We start from the raw sequence: 18,011 nt of genomic DNA, 5'->3' as shown, positions 1-18,011 counted from the left end.
TGTAATCGGACTTTAGAATTATTCTTTTTTTGCCATCAGGTCATCATGTCGCGATATCTTCTGTTCAATAAACCTTTTCAGGTCCTCACCCAGTTTACCGACCCTGATAATCGACAAACTCTGGCCGATTTTATCGATGTACCGGAGGTCTATAGCGCGGGGCGACTGGATTACGATTCTGAAGGGCTGCTATTGCTCACAGATGATGGCGCTCTGATTCACAGCATGATGAATCCCCGATTTAAAACTCCGAAGACCTATTTAGCCCAGGTGGAAGGTGACATTACAGATGAGGCCATTCGACGCCTTGAGAGTGGCTTACAACTGAAAGATGGCCCTACTCTGCCTGCAAAAGCAAGACGCGTATCAGAGCCTGCATGGTTATGGCCTCGACAGCCGCCTATCCGTGAGCGCGCAACGATACCAGCGTCTTGGGTAGAACTGACCCTGGTTGAGGGCCGTAACCGCCAAGTGCGTCGAATGACGGCCGCCGTTGGCTTTCCGACATTAAGACTGATCAGGGTTGCTTTAGCCGAGCTCACCGTTGAATCACTCTCTGTAGGCCAGTACAAAGAAGTCGATCGAGAACTCATTGTAGATAACGGTATAAAATGGCAAATCAAAAAAAGCAGCCCGAAAGCTGCTCATTCAAAACATCAGACTACGGTTAAACGACAGGATCGACGTCGGCATCGTAATCGACGCCCTCAAAGCCGAAACCGAAAAGTTTAAAGAACTCTTCCTGATACCCTTTAAAATCCGTCAACTCGTCCAGGTTCTCCGTGTTAACCTGCTCCCAGATAGCGGCAACCTTTTCCTGAACACTGGCTTTCAGTTCATTGTCTTCCATGCGGATTCGACCTGTGTCGTCCAGATTTAATGCATTTTCTGAAAATAACTGATCGAAAAACAAACCGGTGATTTGTTCAATACAGCCTTCATGGGTGCCCTCTTCTTTCATTACCCGGTACAAGGCCGAAATATACAGTGGCATAACGGGTATCGCTGAGCTTGATTGCGTGACCAGCGCTTTCAGGACCGCAACATAAGAAACACCCTGGTATTTATCGGCCAGCTTTTTATTGATGGCCACAGAGGCGCGGTCAAGGTCTTCTTTCGCTTTACCGATGGTTGCACCGCCATAAATCGGCCAGGTCAGTTCTTTGCCAATGTAGGTGTATGCTGTGGTTTTCACGCCATCAGCCAACACGCCAGCATCGTCCAGTGCGGTCATCCAACGTTCCCAATCTTCACCACCCATTACTTTCACGGTATTGAAGATTTCCTCTTCCGTTGCCGGTTCCAATGTTACTTCGCCAACTTCCCGGGTATCGGTATTCAGATTTTTTCGGGTAACGGCTTTGCCAATGGGTTTTAATGTCGATGAGTAGACGGTCCCGGTCTCCGGGTCTTTTCGGCGCGGCGCACCCAGCGAATACACCACTAGGTCGATCTTACCCATATTGGCTTTTACCGCTTCAATAACCGCGGTTTTAGCCTCGTCACTGAACGCATCGACATTTAAGGACTGCGCATAAAGCCCTTTTTCCTGAGCCGCTTTCTCCAGTGCCCGCGTGTTATACCAGCCTGCACTGGCAGGACGTCGTTCGGTCGGTTCTTTTTCGAACATGACGCCCAGCGTATTGGCCCCAAAACCGAATGCGGAAGTAATTCGCGACGCCAGTCCATAGCCATTTGAACACCCAATGACCAAAACGTTTTTTGGTCCGGATGACGGTGCATTTTGCGCGGCGACATAGTCAATTTGCTGTTGCACATTTTCAGCACAGCCGACCGGATGTGCGGTCGTACAGATAAACCCACGAACTTTAGGCTTAATGATCATGAACTGATTCCTTACCGGTTATACATTCATTGAACTCAATCCGCGCAGTATACCTCCGTTCGGAATCACTGAGATGCACAAGACTTGTGAACACAATGACATATTTCGTTCCCGAGTATGCCTGAAAGTTGGTAAAGTTCCGCCCATTGACACATGGCATCACAGGAACATTAATGAGCATTCCCCATCTGACTGTCGCCGTTGTTTGCCAAAAAGGGCAAAATATTTTGATGGTCAATGAAATAGATAACGGTATAAATTGCTGGAATCAACCTGCAGGTCACGTCGAGCCCGGTGAATCTCTGGAATCCGCAGCGATTCGTGAGGCGTTGGAAGAAACCGGCTACCACGTCAAACTACTCGGCATCCAGGGCTTGTACCAGGGCCGCCATATCACATCGGGAACGCATTATGTCAGGGTCTGTTTTGTCGCCGAAGTTACCACTAAATCTGACCACCCATTGGATCCGGATATTTTAAGCGCGGAGTGGTTATCGTTAGACGCTCTCCTGAATGGGGACTATGTGCTGCGCAGTGAGATCACCCGAGCCACCCTTGAAGATCTGAGGAACGCGCCCATTTACCCCCTCACAATGATCAATTCCATCGGTCCCGGAGCATTAACATGAGTTCAAACAGCGAAACCAAAGTCATTGTCGGCATGTCCGGCGGTGTGGATTCTTCGGTCACGGCTGCACTTTTGCTCGAACAGGGGTACCAGGTGGAAGGCCTGTTCATGAAAAACTGGGACGAAGACGACGGTACCGAATACTGTACCGCCAAAGAGGACCTGGCCGATGCCCAGGCTGTTGCAGACCGGTTAGGCATTCACTTGCACAAAGCCAATTTTGCAGCTGAGTACTGGGACAACGTCTTTGAGCACTTCCTGGAAGAGTATAAGGCGGGACGTACGCCAAATCCGGACATTCTTTGTAACCGGGAAATTAAATTTAAAGCGTTTCTGGAATACGCCTTAACGTTGGGTGCCGACAAAATTGCGACTGGTCACTATGCCCGGACCGACACGATGAATGGCAAAGGTCGTTTACTGCGCGGCAATGATCACAACAAAGATCAAACCTATTTTCTGCACGCTGTTGGTCACGAACAGTTCGAAAAAACGCTGTTTCCGGTTGGTGAGTTGGAAAAGCCACAGGTGCGCGCCATTGCGGAAAAATACAAGCTGGCAACCGCGAAAAAGAAAGACAGCACTGGTATCTGCTTTATAGGTGAACGTCGATTCAGTGACTTCCTGAAGCAATACCTCCCGGCCCAACCGGGTAAAATTGTGACGCTCGAAGGCGAAGTGCTGGGTGATCATCAAGGCCTGATGTACTACACCATCGGGCAGCGTCAGGGGCTCGGAATCGGAGGTACCCGACACGGTGAGGCGCCATGGTTTGTGGCTCAAAAGAATCTCGCAACCAATGAGTTGGTCGTAGTTCAGGGAACCGATCACCCGGCCCTGTTTACGACATACATGTCACTGAATAACATCTACTGGGTAGACGATACAGGTCCGGAACTACCGGTAACACTGGCTTGCAAGCACCGATACCGCCAACCGGATCAGAGTTGTGAGCTCAGCCGAAATGCTCAGGGTGAGTATCAGGTTACCTTCCATGAGCCTCAGCGCGCTATCACACCGGGCCAATCCGCCGTTTTTTATCTTGGTGACGTCTGCCTGGGTGGCGGCGTTATCGAAACCACCTGGAACTAATCCTTTATGTTTGACACACCCTTAGATCGACAAGTTCATTCTCTAGCCGGTATTTTTCAGGCCGCGACGTTGGTCGATGGCTTGGCGAAAACCGGAGAGGTCGACTCTCAGGCGCTGCAAACCGCCGTTGAAACCATCTTAAACCTGAATCCGACATCTTACGCCGACCTTTTCAAGAGCAGCGATCATTTTAAGCCTGGTTTGAAAACCCTGAAAGATGCGCTTGCAAGGCACGGCAAAGGCGTAAGCCGAGAAGTTCTGCAGTATGCCATGGCCATCATTGCGGTGCAGGGCAAACTGAGTAAGCAAACCGAGCTGATGGATACACTGTCAAGCGAGTTAGATCGAGCGGTGGATCAACACCAGTACTTTGATGATTTTCTGCACGAATCCGTATTAGCGGCAACAGCGAGATGTTATGAAAACAGCGTATCGAAGCTGAACTTCCGTATCCGTGTAACCGGAAATCCAGCCTATCTGCAGAACCCTAAGATTGCAGAAAAAGTACGCACCCTTTTGCTCTTTGGCATTCGTTGTGCACTTCTCTGGCGTCAGGCCGGCGGACGGCGATGGCAATTCATGCTGCAACGCCAAAAGATCCAGAATCAGGCTCAGCACCTTCTCGCAGATATTTCCTGACTTATCAGTCATATCTGCAACCCTCTCAGCCCCGCAAACGCGGGTGCTCTGAGCTTATTATTCCGGTATACTCGCCGCGCTTTTTCGGTGTCCCGCTAGGATTAATAGGCTAATACTTTATGGAATTTTCCACTTTAACCGCGTTATCCCCCATTGATGGTCGCTATGCCGGCAAAACTGAGAGTCTGCGCGAGTTCTTCAGCGAATTTGGACTCATCCGCTTCCGAGTCGAAGTGGAGGTCCGATGGTTACAGCATCTGGCTGCCCATGACGGAGTCAAAGAATGTCCGCCCTTGTCAGCTGAAGCCTCAGCATACCTGAATGCCATTGTTACGGAGTTTTCCACAGAAGACGCTCGCAGCATTAAAACCATCGAAGCAACGACCAACCACGATGTAAAAGCGGTGGAATACTTCCTGAAAGACAAACTCAAAAGTCATCAAGAACTTCAGCCCTACCTCGAGTTTGTCCATTTTGCCTGCACCTCCGAAGACATCAACAACCTGTCTCATGCTCTGATGCTGCGCAATGGCATGGTCAGTGTCATCCTGCCCACATTGCGAGAAGTAACTGACGCCATCCGCCAATTGGCTCACAAACTGGCCGATGTACCCATGTTGAGTCGAACGCATGGTCAAACAGCATCGCCAACAACCGTCGGCAAAGAAATGGCCAATGTTGTTGCCCGGCTTGAGCGGCAAATACAGCAAGTCGAGGCCGTTGAATACCTGGGTAAAATTAATGGTGCGGTTGGCAACTACAACGCCCATTTGGCCACCTACCCGGACATTGACTGGGAACGAAACGCCCAAAGTTTTATTGAAACACTGGAGCTGACCTGGAACCCGTACACCACACAGATTGAACCGCATGATTACATTGCCGAGCTGTTCAATGCGCTGGCTCGCTTTAACACCATCCTCATCGATTTTGACCGCGATGTCTGGGGCTATATCTCCCAAGGGTATTTCAAACAAAAAACCATCGCCGGTGAAGTCGGCAGTTCCACCATGCCACACAAGGTCAACCCGATTGACTTTGAGAACTCAGAAGGAAACCTCGGCATTGCCAACGCTGTCATGGCGCATTTGGCTGAAAAGCTGCCCATTTCCCGGTGGCAACGCGACCTGACGGACTCAACCGTCCTCCGAAGCATGGGGGTCGGTTTGGCTCACTCGTTGATTGCTTACCAGTCTTCACTGAAAGGCATCAGCAAACTTGAAATCAATGCAGATCGTCTTGCCGCGGATCTGGATAACGCCTGGGAAGTGATGGCCGAGGCCATACAGACCGTCATGCGTCGTTACGGCATTGAGGAGCCCTATGAGAAACTCAAAGCCTTTACGCGAGGCAAAGCTATCACACAGCCGATGATGATCGACTTTGTGAAACAGCTGGAACTTCCTGATTCTGCTAAAGAAGAACTTCTGGCGATGACGCCGTCAACTTACATCGGTAACGCTATTGAACAGGCTCGTCGAGTGTAATAGCACCTACAACCGGGGGTTAGCTATCGCTGGCCCCTTACCTCTTTAAACGCACCTCAACGCGTATTGATATTGCCCCCTGAACTCACCATCCTGAATCTGCTAGACTGAATGCACCGCATTCGGCCGGAGTACGATATGCCCCCTGTTCAAAACCCGTTCAACTCGCAAGAATTCTTGAATACTTACTGGCAACAAGCGCCATTGTTGAAACGAAATGCTCTGTCTTTGCACGACATTATCACAGCAGATGAGTTGGCCGGGTTAGCCACAGAAGCGGAGGTTGAGTCGCGACTGATTTCCGGTTCGAACGAGACTGAACAATGGACATTGCAACACGGCCCTTTCTCTGATGATGTTTTTCAGACGCTGCCAGAGCGTGACTGGACACTTTTGGTACAGGCTGTTGACCACTGGGTACCCGAAGTACGGCAAGTTCTGGCGCAGTTCAGCTTCCTGCCCCGTTGGCGCATTGATGACATCATGATTTCTTTTGCAACGGATGGTGGCGGAGTTGGGCCCCATTTCGATCAATACGATGTCTTTCTCGTACAGCTGGCTGGTCAACGAGAATGGAAAATCGGGCAGATGTGTGATGAGGATTCTGACTTGGTCGAAAACATCCCGGTAAAAGTCCTGTCAGCTTTTGAAGAGCAGGATGCCTGGGTGCTTGACCCCGGTGATGTACTTTACCTGCCACCCGGGGTTGCTCATTGGGGAACCTCTTTAGGCGACTCGATGACTCTGTCGGTGGGCTTCCGAGCGCCATCTGACAGTGAAACCATTGCCGAACTCGGCCATTTTATGAGCAGCATGGTCAGTGATTTTCAACGCTATGGCGATGCAGGTATATCTCAACGTAATCAAACACCGCATGCCATTGAAGAAGAAGACATCGATCGGGTTCAAGCCATCATAAAGCGCCTTGCAGACGACCGCTCTTTGGTCTCTGAATGGTTTGGCCAGTACGTTACAGAACCAAAATATGACGATATGAACGTCGACACGCAGGATTGGTCAGACGAGTCCTTCATGAAACATTGGCAGCACCATCCTCTTTATCGTAATCCAGGAAGCCGGCTGGCTTATCGGGAACAGACCCTGTTCGTGGATGGACAAAGTTATGGAGTCAACGCCACTCCGGAGGAGCTGCACCTGATCTGTGATTGCGATGTGCTGCCATACAATCATAACGTTCACATTCAACGCATCGCCTTACAACTGTTAAACGCCGGAGCGCTGATCTTTGAAGATTGATTTTACGATTCTGTTGTTCGTTACAATATGGCTGTTTCCGTCGGTGACTCTGGCGTCAAACCTGTTTATTTACATCTCACCCACGGGTGAAAGAGTGGTGACAGACCGACCCATCAATCTTGATGGTTACGAACTCGAGCAAAACGCATTGGACGCAAGGTCCGCGGGTCAATCTCTTCGTTATCAGGACAATCAACAGAATCGGAACCTGATCGAGCGATACATCAACAACGCGGCGTATCTGTATGATATGGATTCAGCCTTGATTAAAGCGGTTATCCGACAGGAGTCAGGCTTTCAAATCGATGCCCGATCGGTGAAAGGTGCGATGGGACTCATGCAATTGATGCCCGACACGGCGCGCCAGTATCGGGTACGTAACATTCTAGACCCAAAAGAAAATATCTATGCCGGCACTCAGCACCTGCGTTACCTGCTCGGTCGTTACAATGAACTGCCACTCGCTCTCGCCGCTTATAATGCCGGAGAAGGCGCCGTAGCCAGGTATCAGGGCATTCCACCCTTCAGAGAAACGCAAGATTATGTTCAGAAAGTGATGCGGTGGTATCAGGAATACCGGGGCAACGACGGCTGAGAAGAGCCAGACCGCCGCTCTGGTTTGGTTTAATGAAGCGTCTCGTACTCGACAGCCTCTTCATCAGTCAAATCATCATCCAGACTTGCCGCCTGAACCCCTGCACCGATCATGACTCGCGCAATTTCAGAGGTTTGACCATTCAGCATTTCTTCAGCTTCCGGTGAAAACTCAATACGCACTAAAGGCGCTTCGTTTTCATCATCAGAACTTTGCAGGACGAAAGATCCATCGGATAACTGCATAATTTCCCAATATTTCGCCATTTTATACCCTCTGCCTAGTATTCCTGATTATATTCGCGCGCTGATACTAACCAGCTTTCAAAATCGCTCAGCCACTGACGCATCTTTTGGATTGGACTGTCCTCGGCTGTTGCTGACACTATTTTGATTTCAGAGCGGTTTGGCATCGGCTTCTGAGCCAGCAGCAACTGATGTCGCGCGATTGTATACTCATAAAGCCGCTCGCCAGGTTCGTTCAGCATACGAGCCAATTCTTTAACGGACATCAGTCCCGTTGCTTCCTCACTAAACTCCCGCAATAACAAACTGATGGATGTCGCTTTGCCTGGAGCTTCCTGCCCGGTAACTTCGAAAACTGCCGAGCACAGCAATTGATCAAACAGCAACAACCAAGCGGTTTCCTTTGCAAACGCCAAACCGGCATCTGGATGGCCGCTGGTTGAATCTGGCATTAACCGACGCACGGCCTGATGCAGACGATTGGTTGTCGCGGTTACATTCATCAGTAAGTAATTCGAAAACCGATATGGAATGTGGAATCAACCGCTTCCCAGACATTACCATCTGTATAGGTCCCACCCAACACGTGGTACCCCAGAAAAGCACGAGCTTGAGGAAGGACTTTATAGGTCAAACGCCCCACTCCTTCGTAAGTGTCAACTAAGTCGCCGAAGCTGAGGATGCTTGGCGCCACGTATCCTTGACCTTCCAGACCCAACCCATTCATAAAATCGGGTTGCCAACGCAGAAAACCACCTACGCCGATAGCTACGCTTATATCCGATTGAACCGTGTGCAGCCCGAAACCACGGAAACCAACGCCGCCAATCAGTTCTCGGTTCGCCATAGTGGCGTCAACAGCGTTAAACCCTGCTGACAAAGCCCAATTTCCAGAGTCTTCGTTATAGATGCCGCCCGTTGAGAGATGTGCACCCGTACCGACTAAAACGGCATCGTGTTCCAGCCTGACTGACTTATCTGACAAGGCGAAATCGACTGCGCCGCCCGCAAACACCGAAGCAGACGCTGTAGCGAGAACAGCAGCAAGTGTTTTCTTAAACATAAAGCAACTCTCCAAATTTTCGGCCATTGTAACCAATGCCCACTGTTTCTGCACTGATCGTAAACTGCTCTATTTACTAAAAAGCCGATACCATCGCACTCGGTACGGTATCGGCTTGGCAGAACTTTACCTGTTACTTCAGGCAACGCTCAGTTTTGAACTGAACCCTATCAGTCCATCATTTCCAACAGCAGTTTGTTCAGTCGGGCGACAAACCCGGAAGCGTCATGCAAAGACGACCCTTCCGCAAGGCGCGCTTGCTCAAGGAGAATGTTAGCCAGATCAGCAAAGCGCTCTTCATTGGTTTCCGACTCCAGACGCGTAACCAACGGGTGGTCTGGGTTTAACTCGAAAATAGGCTTGCTGTCCGGTACTTCCTGACCTGCCGCTTCCATGATTCGGCGCATCTGAGCACCCATATCGTTGTCACCAACAACGACACACGCAGGAGACTCAACCAGACGATGCGTCATCCGCACGTCTTCGACTTCATCGGCAAACAGGCTTTTTACACGTTCGAGCAGATCTTTATGCTCATCATTAGCTTTTTCCTGCGCCTGTTTCTCTTCTTCGGTGTCGATGTCACCCAGGTCGAGTCCGCCTCGGGCCACGTCCACCAGTGCTTTACCATCGAACTCCTGCAGGTAACCCATCAGCCATTCGTCGATGCGATCGGACAGCAGCAAGACCTCAATACCTTTTTTACGGAACACTTCGAGATGCGGGCTGTTTTTGGCTGTCTGATGGTTGTCTGCGCAGACGTAGTAGATCTTTTCCTGACCGTCTTTCATTCGGCCGATGTAATCGGCCAATGATACGTCTTGCTTGGCGTCGCCGGTGTGTGATGTCGCGAAACGCAGCAACTTGGCAATTTTTTCCTTGTTAGCGAAATCTTCAGCAGGTCCTTCCTTCAAGACCTGGCCGAACTCTTCCCAAAAGCCCTGATACTCGTCAGGTTTCTTTTTCGCTAACTTATCGAGCATGTCCAGCACACGCTTCACCATCGCGGTTTTAATGCTCTCGATGGTGGAATCACTTTGCAGAATCTCACGGCTGACGTTCAGAGGTAAATCGTTCGAATCAACGATGCCCTTCACAAAGCGCAGGTACAGCGGTAAAAACTGCTCAACGTCATCCATGATAAACACGCGGTTCACGTAGAGTTTCAAACCGCGGACGCGATCACGGTTCCAAAGATCAAATGGCGCCTTTTTCGGGATATACAGCAAAGAAGTGTAATCGAGCTTACCCTCAACTTTGTTGTGGCTCCAGGTCAATGGGTCGCCAAAATCGTGTGAGATATGGTGATAGAGCTCCTGATACTCTTCATCACTGATCTCACTTTTTGGGCGGGTCCAGAGCGCCTTGGCACTGTTAACGTTTTCCCAATCTGGTGCTGTCTCTTCTTTGTCCTCTTCACTCTCCTGAGCCGGAGCCTCCTGCAGCATCTGAACCGGTACCGATATATGATCCGAATATTTTTTAATCAGATTACGCAGGCGCCAGGTGTCGGCAAACTCCGATTCTTCGGCTTTCAAGTGCAGAACAATCCGGGTGCCGGTGTCTTCTTTCTCGATCGGTTCAATATCAAACTCACCTTCGCCAGCACTGTGCCAATGCACCCCTTCAGCGGCAGGCAGGCCTGCTTTGCGGGTATAGACATCAACCGCCTTCGCTACAATAAAGGACGAGTAGAAACCCACACCAAACTGACCGATGAGCTGACTGTCTTTACGCTCATCTCCCGTGAGGCTTTGCAGAAACTCAGCCGTTCCAGATTTTGCAATCGTCCCCAAGTTGTTGATGACATCGTCCCGGCTCATCCCGATACCATTGTCTTCAATAGTAATGGTGTTCGCCTCTTTATCGGCACTGATGCGAACCCGAAGCTCCTGGCCATCGGCCAAAGCGTCGTCTTTTAACGCTTGGAACCGCAACTTATCACAGGCATCGGATGCATTAGATACCAGTTCGCGGAGGAATATCTCCTTGTTTGAATACAGAGAATGAATCATCAAGTGCAGCAACTGCTTCACTTCCGTTTGAAAACTCATTGATTCTTGCTTTGTTTCAGACATATCGCCTCTCAAAAAACACTGTTTCGATGATAACCGTGCAATAAATGGGGTTTTCCTGAATCAATTCAAGGGCTTAGCGTGTCACATTCCGTTACTGATCTTCTATTTCCAGTAGAACCGGCGCCTAATACACCGACCAATGCCTTGTTCGTGAAGCGAACACTGTTCTTTGATTCGCCAAAACCTTCCTTAGGACTGGGATTCCAACGGATATTGGGGCAAACTGACGCCTCTGATGCTGCCCGCTAAATAAAGGAATGACTTCACATGACAACAGCTCAAACACCGGTTAAAAAAAGGGAAATTTTTGGCTGGGCCATGTACGATTTCGCCAACAGCAGTTACACAACGGTCGTCGTGACCTTTGTCTATTCCGCGTTTTTTGTTGCCTATATCGTTCCACCGGAACTGGCTCACTTTAAAAACACCTTCTGGTCTGTCGCTGTCGCCATCTCAACCGCGCTTGCCATCGTACTGGCCCCACTTGTCGGTGTACTGTGTGACTACTCCGGTAAAAAGAAAAAATACCTGGCTTGGTGCACGGCGTTTTCGATTATAGGGACCGGCGGATTGTCCTTTGTAAACCCTGGCAATGTCTACTTAGGCATGCTCTTTCTGGTCATGAGCAACACCGCCTGGATGCTGTCTGAGTCCTTCATCGCGTCATTTCTGCCTGAGCTTTCGACAAAGGATAACATTGGGAAAATTTCTGGAATCGGCTGGGGCATTGGGTACATAGGAGGCCTGCTAAGCCTCTTACTGATGTTTGAACTGATAACCGTAACCTTTGTTGATGACCCGCTGTTGTTCATCGATCAAAACCAAACCGCCATGATTGGGATTGCCTTGTTTTATGCTCTGGGTGCCCTCCCCACCTTTTTATTGGTAAAGGAACGCGCCGTACCGCGGCCCGGTTATGAAGATGCTTCGTTCGCAGTACTCACTCAAGCCGCCCTCGGACGCCTAATTAAGATGCGCGAACTCATTCGTGAGTATCCCATACTATTCCGGTTCTTTTTGGCTTTCATGGTGTTCAGTGCAGGTATCGCCGTCGTTGTGAAATTCTTCGGTATTTATGCTCAGGAGGAAATCGGCATTACCGGACGCAGTCTGGTGCTCATCGGTGCAACGCTGCAGATCAGTGCCATGCTTGGCGCAATTGGTTTCGGGTTTATCGAAGACGTCATCGGCTCAAAGAAAACGATCTTGATATCCCTGCTATGGTGGATTCTCGGGATTGTTGGTATTTATATGCTGGACTCTTTGGTCGCATTGACCGGCATGACCGCAAATAACCTGTTTGTCGCCCTGGCGTTTATCGCCGGTAGTGCCCTTGGCGCCACTCAATCGGCATCTCGGGCGCTTGTCGGTCAACTTGCTAAACCACAAGACTCGGCATTGTTATTCGGCTTGTGGGGTACCTTCGGACGCCTGGCCATCATTTTAGGGATGACATTCGGTCCCATCAGTGATGCCTTGGGACGTCATTCCGCCCTGCTTTTTATCCTCGTCTATTTCGTGGCCGGGGGGTTGATGTTGATGAACATACCGATCCGAAAAGGTACTGAACAAACCGCCCACTAAAAGAAGATCGGGCGTATATTCAGTCAATTTCTCGAATTCATGACCATTGTCCGTCAACTCGCTATTGAAGTTTGGCACAACGATTCGCATCATGAACGTATAACGTTCGAGTAAAAGGTTCTCATGATACGCCGTATTCAATTTAACATTGTTCAAAGGCCCGCTTGGCAGCGATTTCTCATTTTCGCCGCGTCTATCGCGATCGTTGCTGTGCTTTTCTGGATCGGATTAATACTGGTATTCGGTCTGGCCTTTGTGGCGCTGGTCATCGGCGCTATTAACTACGTCAAACTTAAGGTCACCGGGCGGCCGTTGTTTAAAGGCCCACAACACTTTCATCGGTACCAGTCCCAGTTCACCCAGCACAACACCAACCAGTCCCAAGAAAAGCCGTCAGGGCAAGTTATTGAAGGCGAAGTTGTCGACAAGGACGATAAATAACTTCTAACGCAACAGCGTTCTTAATCTCAATCATCAGACATAAAAAAAGCGGCCCTTGGCCGCTTTTTAAGTTAACCAACCTTTACCAGCCGGTCACTTCCTTCAGGGCATCGCCGATTTGAGCCAATGAACGCACTGTTTTAACACCTGCATCTTCAAGTGCGGCAAACTTCTCATCTGCGGTACCTTTACCACCTGAGATAATCGCACCAGCATGACCCATACGTTTACCCGGAGGCGCTGTTACACCTGCGATATAAGATACAACAGGCTTAGTAACGTTTTCTTTAATAAACGCCGCCGCCTCTTCTTCTGCGGTACCACCAATTTCACCGATCATGACAATCGCTTCCGTTGAGGGATCTTCCTGGAACATTTTCAGGATATCAATGAAGTTAGAACCCGGAATCGGGTCACCACCGATACCGACACAAGTCGACTGACCAAAACCATGATCTGTGGTTTGTTTCACAGCTTCATAAGTCAACGTACCGGAGCGGGAAACAATACCGACTTTACCTGGCTTGTGGATATGGCCTGGCATAATACCGATTTTGCACTCTCCCGGCGTAATCACGCCCGGACAGTTAGGGCCGATCATACGAACGCCTTTGCGATCGACATACTCTTTAGCTTCGAGCATATCCAAAGTCGGGATACCCTCAGTAATACAGACGATCAGTTCAATACCCGCATCCGCAGCTTCGCAGATCGCGTCCTTACAGAAAGGCGCAGGAACATAGATGACCGTCGCTGTCGCACCGGTGGTTTCTACAGCTTCACGGACAGTATTGAACACTGGCAACCCAAGGTGAGTCTGCCCACCTTTGCCCGGTGATACACCACCGACCATCTGCGTACCATACTCAATGGCCTGTTCACTGTGGAAGGTACCTTGAGACCCAGTGAAACCCTGACAGATTACTTTAGTGTTTTTATCGATCAATACGCTCATGCTGCACCTCCTGCTGCTGCAACCACTTTCTCAGCACCTTCGGTCAATGAGCTCGCAGCGATAATATTCAGACCACTGTCTGCCAGTTTCTTTGAACCGGCTTCAGCATTGTTACCTTCCAGTCGCACAACGACGGGCACTTTAACACCGACTTCTTCAACCGCGCCGATGATACCTTCGGCAATCATATCGCAGCGCACGATTCCACCGAAAATATTCACAAAAACGGCTTTTACGTTGTCGTCTGACAAGATGATTTTAAACGCTTCAGCAACACGTTCTTTCGTCGCGCCGCCACCAACGTCCAGGAAGTTGGCTGGTGAGCCGCCATGCAGATTCACGATATCCATGGTACCCATGGCCAGACCCGCACCGTTTACCATGCAGCCGATGTTGCCATCCAATGCCACGTAGTTCAGTTCCCACTCAGCCGCATGCGCTTCACGCTCGTCTTCCTGAGTCGGATCCTGCATGGCTTGCAGGTCTTTGTGACGGTACAACGCGTTACCATCAACGCCCAGCTTAGCGTCCAGACAGTGCAGATTACCTTCATCAGTAATCACCAGTGGGTTAATTTCGATCAGCGCCAGGTCTTTGTCGATAAACAGGTTCGCCAATCCGAGAAAGATCTTTGTGAACTGTTTAATCTGCTCACCTTCCAGACCCAGCTTGAACGCCAGCTCACGTGCCTGATATGGCTGAGGACCCACCAATGGATCAATGATTGCGCGCAGGATTTTCTCAGGCGTTTCTTCGGCAACGGTTTCAATTTCAACGCCACCTTCCGTCGATGCCATAAACACGATTCGACGAGTAGCACGGTCTACAACGGCACCCAAGTAGAGTTCGTTGGCGATGTCTGTGCAAGACTCAACAAGAATTTTGCTGACAGGCTGGCCATTTTCATCCGTCTGGAATGTCACCAGGTTTTTTCCGAGCCAATGGGCTGCAAACTCTTTTGCTTCGTCTGCAGACTTCACCAGTTTAACACCGCCGGCCTTACCTCGACCGCCTGCGTGAACCTGAGTCTTTACAACCCACATCTCTCCCGGAATTTTACCAATCGCATCGACCACTTCTTCTGGCGTATCACATGCGTAGCCTTCAGATACGGGCAAGCCGTACTGTTTGAAAAGTTGTTTACCTTGATATTCGTGAAGGTTCATTGTCTTTTCCGTCTTTATTATTTAGGAGCGTCGGACGAATTTATTTTTGGTCTTAGTTTCGATCTGCGTCCACTGGGCTAGTAAATTGAAAAGAACGACAGGTGTCGTCCTTTTCGTCGTTAGCTTAGCGCTTTTTACGATTCACTTTGTGAATTGCCATGTTATCCACGGCTAACGCTGCTTCATGAACCGCTTCCGATAACGTCGGATGCGCAAAACAGGTTAACTGCAGATCTTCGGCACTGGAGGCAAATTCCAGTGCTATTACACCTTGAGCGATCATTTCTGAGGCGCCCAATCCAAAGATGTGCATACCCAACACCCGGTCAGTTTTTGCATCCGCAAGAATCTTAACCTGGCCTTGAGTATCACCAGCTGCCATAGCACGGCCGATCGCCGCGAAAGGAAATGCGCCGGCTTTATAGTCAACACCTTCAGACTTCAGCTCTTCTTCGGTCTTTCCGACCCATGCAATTTCCGGGTGTGTGTAAATCACATTTGGAATTGCATCGTAGTTCATCTGTGCATTATGACCGGCAATAATCTCAGCGACCATAATACCTTCTTCCGATCCCTTATGAGCCAGCATCGGGCCACGAACGACATCACCTACGGCATAGACTCCTGGAACGGTTGTGCGGCATTGATCGTCAACAAAGATGAAACCACGCTCGTCCAGCTTGACGCCACTGTCGTCGCTTAAGCAACCTTCGGTGTATGGTCGTCGACCAACGGCAACCACCAGTTTGTCAAAGGTTTCTTTTTTCTCGCCTTCGCTGTCCTGGTAGGTAACTTCAACTTCTTTGCCTTTGATTTCGGATCCGGTAACCCGAGCGCCAAGCCGAATGTCCAAACCTTGTTTTTTAGTAAAGGATTTAAACGCGTCTTTGGCAATAGCGCCGTCCGCAGCCGCCAGGAACGTATCCATGGCTTCGAGTACGACCACGTCAGACCCTAAACGCTTCCAAACAGAACCTAACTCGAGACCAATAACACCAGCACCGATCACACCAAGACGTTTCGGAACTTCGTTGAACTCCAGAGCACCCGTGGAGTCTACAATGATGTCACCATCGGTCGGCGTTGGCGGAATTTCTACCGGAATAGAACCCATGGCAAGAATCACGTTCTCAGCCTGAATCTCTTCAACGGAGCCATCGTTCTTGGTAACTTCGACAACTTTGCCAGACTTCAGCTTGCCTTTTCCTTCGAATGACGTAACACCATTCCCTTTCAACAGGCCAGCAACACCGGTTGTCAGTTGATTAACAATCCCATCTTTACGCTCAAGCATTTTGGCGACGTCGATTTTCGGGGACTTAATCTGAATACCATGATCTTCAAAGCCATGTGCAGACTCAGCGAACATTTCCGAAGACTGCAACAGCGCTTTCGATGGAATACAACCAACGTTGAGACAGGTTCCACCCCACGTTGTTTTCCCGTCGTCTTTTACCCATTTCTCAATGATGGCCGTTTTCTTGCCCAGTTGAGCGGCTTTAATTGCAGCAACGTAGCCGGCCGGTCCAGAACCGATAACGACTACTTCAAATTGATTTGCCATGGTAACTTTAACCTTTTATAAACTCATTATGCGTGTATGGGGCAATAATGCCCCATATTCAACCCGGATTATAGATTACAGCTCAAGCAGGATGCGGGCTGGATCTTCCAGCATGTCTTTAATTGCAACCAGGAACTGCACTGCTTCTTTACCATCGATCAAACGGTGATCATACGACAGTGCCAAGTACATCATTGGCAATACCTTAACCTCACCATTCACCGCCATTGGCCGTTCCTGGATTTTATGCATACCCAGAATAGCGGTCTGTGGCGGGTTCAGAATCGGCGTCGACAGTAATGAACCGAAAACGCCGCCATTGGAGATGGTGAAGGTACCGCCCTGCATTTCATCAATACCCAGTTGACCGGCCTGAGCTCGCTCGCCGAAGTCACGAATCGTGCTTTCAATGCCCGCGAGACTCATCTGTTCTGTGTCCCGAAGTATCGGTACAACCAGACCACGGTTACTCGATACGGCCACACCGATATCGTAAAAACCATGGTAGACCACGTCATCGCCATCAATTGAAGCATTCACTTCAGGGTGACGACGCAGGGCTTCGGTAGCAGCTTTCACAAAAAAGGACATGAAGCCTAATCGAGTACCATTATGGGTTTTCTCAAACTGATCTTTGTACTTTTTACGAAGATCCATAATCGGTTGCATGTTGACTTCATTGAAGGTCGTCAACATAGCCGTGCTGTTTTTGGCATCCAGCAGACGCTCTGCGATTCGTTTACGCAGCCGGGTCATTGGTACCCGCTTTTCAGATCGGGCAGTTGCTGGAATACCGGCACTGCCAGCGGAAGAAGCGGATTCCATCTGTGGCATCATGCCTGGCATGCTGTGAGCGACATTATTGTCAGCCGAAGCTGCTGGCTTGTCGGTCGCCGGCTTTTCTGCCGCAGCCTTCACAACATCTTCTTTAGTGATTCGTCCACCTTTACCGGTACCGACAATATCGGACGCTGACAGCTGATTCTCATCAGCCAGCTTGCGAGCAGCCGGACTCATGGGTGTATCATCATCGGCGCCTGACTCAGCAGTTGCAGCCTCTGCGTCTTTCGCAGATTCAGCCGGAGCATCATCCGAACCAGAAGCATCTGCTGCGCCTTCTTCGAACTGACCAATCAGTTCCTGGCTCAGGACGGTATCCCCTTCCCCTTTAATGATTTCCTTGATCGTACCATCTGCAGGTGCCACGACTTCCAGAACAACTTTATCGGTTTCGATATCAACGAGAAGCTCGTCTCTTGAAACCGGCTCTCCCGGCTGTTTGTGCCAAGTGGCAATTGAGCCATCGGCGACTGATTCGGGAAATTGTGGTGCTTTAATTTCGATTGCCATGAATGAATCCTTAAGTCTCCA

18 protein-coding genes are annotated in these 18,011 nt (G+C 49.8%); 9 read left to right on the top strand and 9 right to left on the bottom strand.

The window, feature by feature from the left end; all coding sequences use genetic code 11:
* Positions 1-45 precede the first annotated feature (45 nt).
* On the top strand, positions 46-732 hold the full coding sequence (locus MED297_RS06405) for a pseudouridine synthase (protein WP_008043364.1): 687 nt from the start codon (positions 46-48) through the stop codon (positions 730-732).
* Here MED297_RS06405 and fabV read toward each other — a convergent pair.
* Positions 668-1,846: an enoyl-ACP reductase FabV gene (gene fabV, locus MED297_RS06400; RefSeq protein WP_008043363.1), complete on the bottom strand. Its 1,179-nt coding sequence runs from the start codon at positions 1,844-1,846 to the stop codon at positions 668-670. The two genes, MED297_RS06405 and fabV, sit on opposite strands and share 65 nt — an antisense overlap.
* 173 nt (positions 1,847-2,019) lie before the next feature.
* Between fabV and MED297_RS06395 the strand changes: the two genes are divergently transcribed.
* The 6 genes from MED297_RS06395 to MED297_RS22410 all read left to right on the top strand — a co-directional run bounded on the left by MED297_RS06395 (position 2,020) and on the right by MED297_RS22410 (position 7,544).
* Positions 2,020-2,475 (top strand): NUDIX domain-containing protein, encoded by a 456-nt coding sequence (locus MED297_RS06395; RefSeq protein WP_040556709.1) that lies wholly within the window; start codon positions 2,020-2,022, stop codon positions 2,473-2,475.
* On the top strand, positions 2,472-3,566 hold the full coding sequence (gene mnmA / locus MED297_RS06390) for a tRNA 2-thiouridine(34) synthase MnmA (RefSeq protein ID WP_008043361.1): 1,095 nt from the start codon (positions 2,472-2,474) through the stop codon (positions 3,564-3,566). Before MED297_RS06395 ends, mnmA begins: the two co-directional genes overlap by 4 nt.
* A 6-nt stretch (positions 3,567-3,572) precedes the next feature.
* Positions 3,573-4,205, top strand: a complete 633-nt coding sequence (hflD, locus tag MED297_RS06385) for a high frequency lysogenization protein HflD (RefSeq protein ID WP_008043359.1) — start codon at positions 3,573-3,575, stop codon at positions 4,203-4,205.
* A gap of 119 nt (positions 4,206-4,324) precedes the next feature.
* Positions 4,325-5,692, top strand: a complete 1,368-nt coding sequence (gene purB / locus MED297_RS06380; protein WP_008043358.1) for an adenylosuccinate lyase — start codon at positions 4,325-4,327, stop codon at positions 5,690-5,692.
* 138 nt (positions 5,693-5,830) lie between these two features.
* Positions 5,831-6,949: a cupin domain-containing protein gene (locus MED297_RS06375; protein ID WP_040556708.1), complete on the top strand. Its 1,119-nt coding sequence runs from the start codon at positions 5,831-5,833 to the stop codon at positions 6,947-6,949.
* Positions 6,939-7,544 (top strand): lytic transglycosylase domain-containing protein, encoded by a 606-nt coding sequence (locus tag MED297_RS22410; RefSeq protein WP_008043353.1) that lies wholly within the window; start codon positions 6,939-6,941, stop codon positions 7,542-7,544. The genes MED297_RS06375 and MED297_RS22410 overlap by 11 nt, the downstream gene beginning before the upstream one ends.
* Before the next feature lie 29 nt (positions 7,545-7,573).
* Here the strand turns inward: MED297_RS22410 and MED297_RS06365 are convergent, their stop codons facing one another.
* From MED297_RS06365 to htpG, 4 genes are all read right to left on the bottom strand, one after another.
* On the bottom strand, positions 7,574-7,810 hold the full coding sequence (locus MED297_RS06365) for a hypothetical protein (protein ID WP_008043351.1): 237 nt from the start codon (positions 7,808-7,810) through the stop codon (positions 7,574-7,576).
* 14 nt (positions 7,811-7,824) lie between these two features.
* Complete coding sequence (locus tag MED297_RS06360; RefSeq protein WP_154650860.1) at positions 7,825-8,178, bottom strand: hypothetical protein; 354 nt, start codon at positions 8,176-8,178, stop codon at positions 7,825-7,827.
* Positions 8,179-8,291: 113 nt separating this feature from the next.
* On the bottom strand, positions 8,292-8,852 hold the full coding sequence (locus MED297_RS21120; RefSeq protein ID WP_161599278.1) for a YfaZ family outer membrane protein: 561 nt from the start codon (positions 8,850-8,852) through the stop codon (positions 8,292-8,294).
* Between the two features lie 170 nt (positions 8,853-9,022).
* Positions 9,023-10,906, bottom strand: a complete 1,884-nt coding sequence (gene htpG / locus MED297_RS06350; protein ID WP_008043345.1) for a molecular chaperone HtpG — start codon at positions 10,904-10,906, stop codon at positions 9,023-9,025.
* Between the two features lie 291 nt (positions 10,907-11,197).
* Here htpG and MED297_RS06345 point away from each other — a divergent pair, with 291 nt between their 5' ends.
* On the top strand, positions 11,198-12,514 hold the full coding sequence (locus tag MED297_RS06345; protein ID WP_008043343.1) for an MFS transporter: 1,317 nt from the start codon (positions 11,198-11,200) through the stop codon (positions 12,512-12,514).
* A 123-nt stretch (positions 12,515-12,637) separates the two neighbouring features.
* Positions 12,638-12,955, top strand: a complete 318-nt coding sequence (locus MED297_RS06340) for a hypothetical protein (RefSeq protein ID WP_008043341.1) — start codon at positions 12,638-12,640, stop codon at positions 12,953-12,955.
* A gap of 82 nt (positions 12,956-13,037) precedes the next feature.
* Here the strand turns inward: MED297_RS06340 and sucD are convergent, their stop codons facing one another.
* From sucD to odhB, 4 genes are all read right to left on the bottom strand, one after another.
* Positions 13,038-13,910: a succinate--CoA ligase subunit alpha gene (gene sucD / locus MED297_RS06335; protein WP_008043340.1), complete on the bottom strand. Its 873-nt coding sequence runs from the start codon at positions 13,908-13,910 to the stop codon at positions 13,038-13,040.
* The gene (gene sucC / locus MED297_RS06330) at positions 13,907-15,076 is read right to left on the bottom strand and encodes an ADP-forming succinate--CoA ligase subunit beta (RefSeq protein ID WP_008043339.1); all 1,170 of its coding nucleotides are present in this window, start codon (positions 15,074-15,076) and stop codon (positions 13,907-13,909) included. The genes sucD and sucC overlap by 4 nt, the downstream gene beginning before the upstream one ends.
* A gap of 124 nt (positions 15,077-15,200) precedes the next feature.
* A complete protein-coding gene (gene lpdA / locus MED297_RS06325; protein WP_008043338.1) occupies positions 15,201-16,640 on the bottom strand; it encodes a dihydrolipoyl dehydrogenase in 1,440 nt (479 codons plus the stop codon).
* A 75-nt stretch (positions 16,641-16,715) separates the two neighbouring features.
* A complete protein-coding gene (gene odhB, locus MED297_RS06320; protein ID WP_008043337.1) occupies positions 16,716-17,990 on the bottom strand; it encodes a 2-oxoglutarate dehydrogenase complex dihydrolipoyllysine-residue succinyltransferase in 1,275 nt (424 codons plus the stop codon).
* Positions 17,991-18,011 lie beyond the last annotated feature (21 nt).

This window comes from Reinekea blandensis MED297, from assembly GCF_000153185.1.
GTDB classification, from domain to species: Bacteria; Pseudomonadota; Gammaproteobacteria; order Pseudomonadales; family Natronospirillaceae; genus Reinekea; species Reinekea blandensis.
The sequence above is the reverse complement of the archived record's forward strand: the minus strand, read 5'-3'. Positions and strand labels throughout refer to the sequence as shown.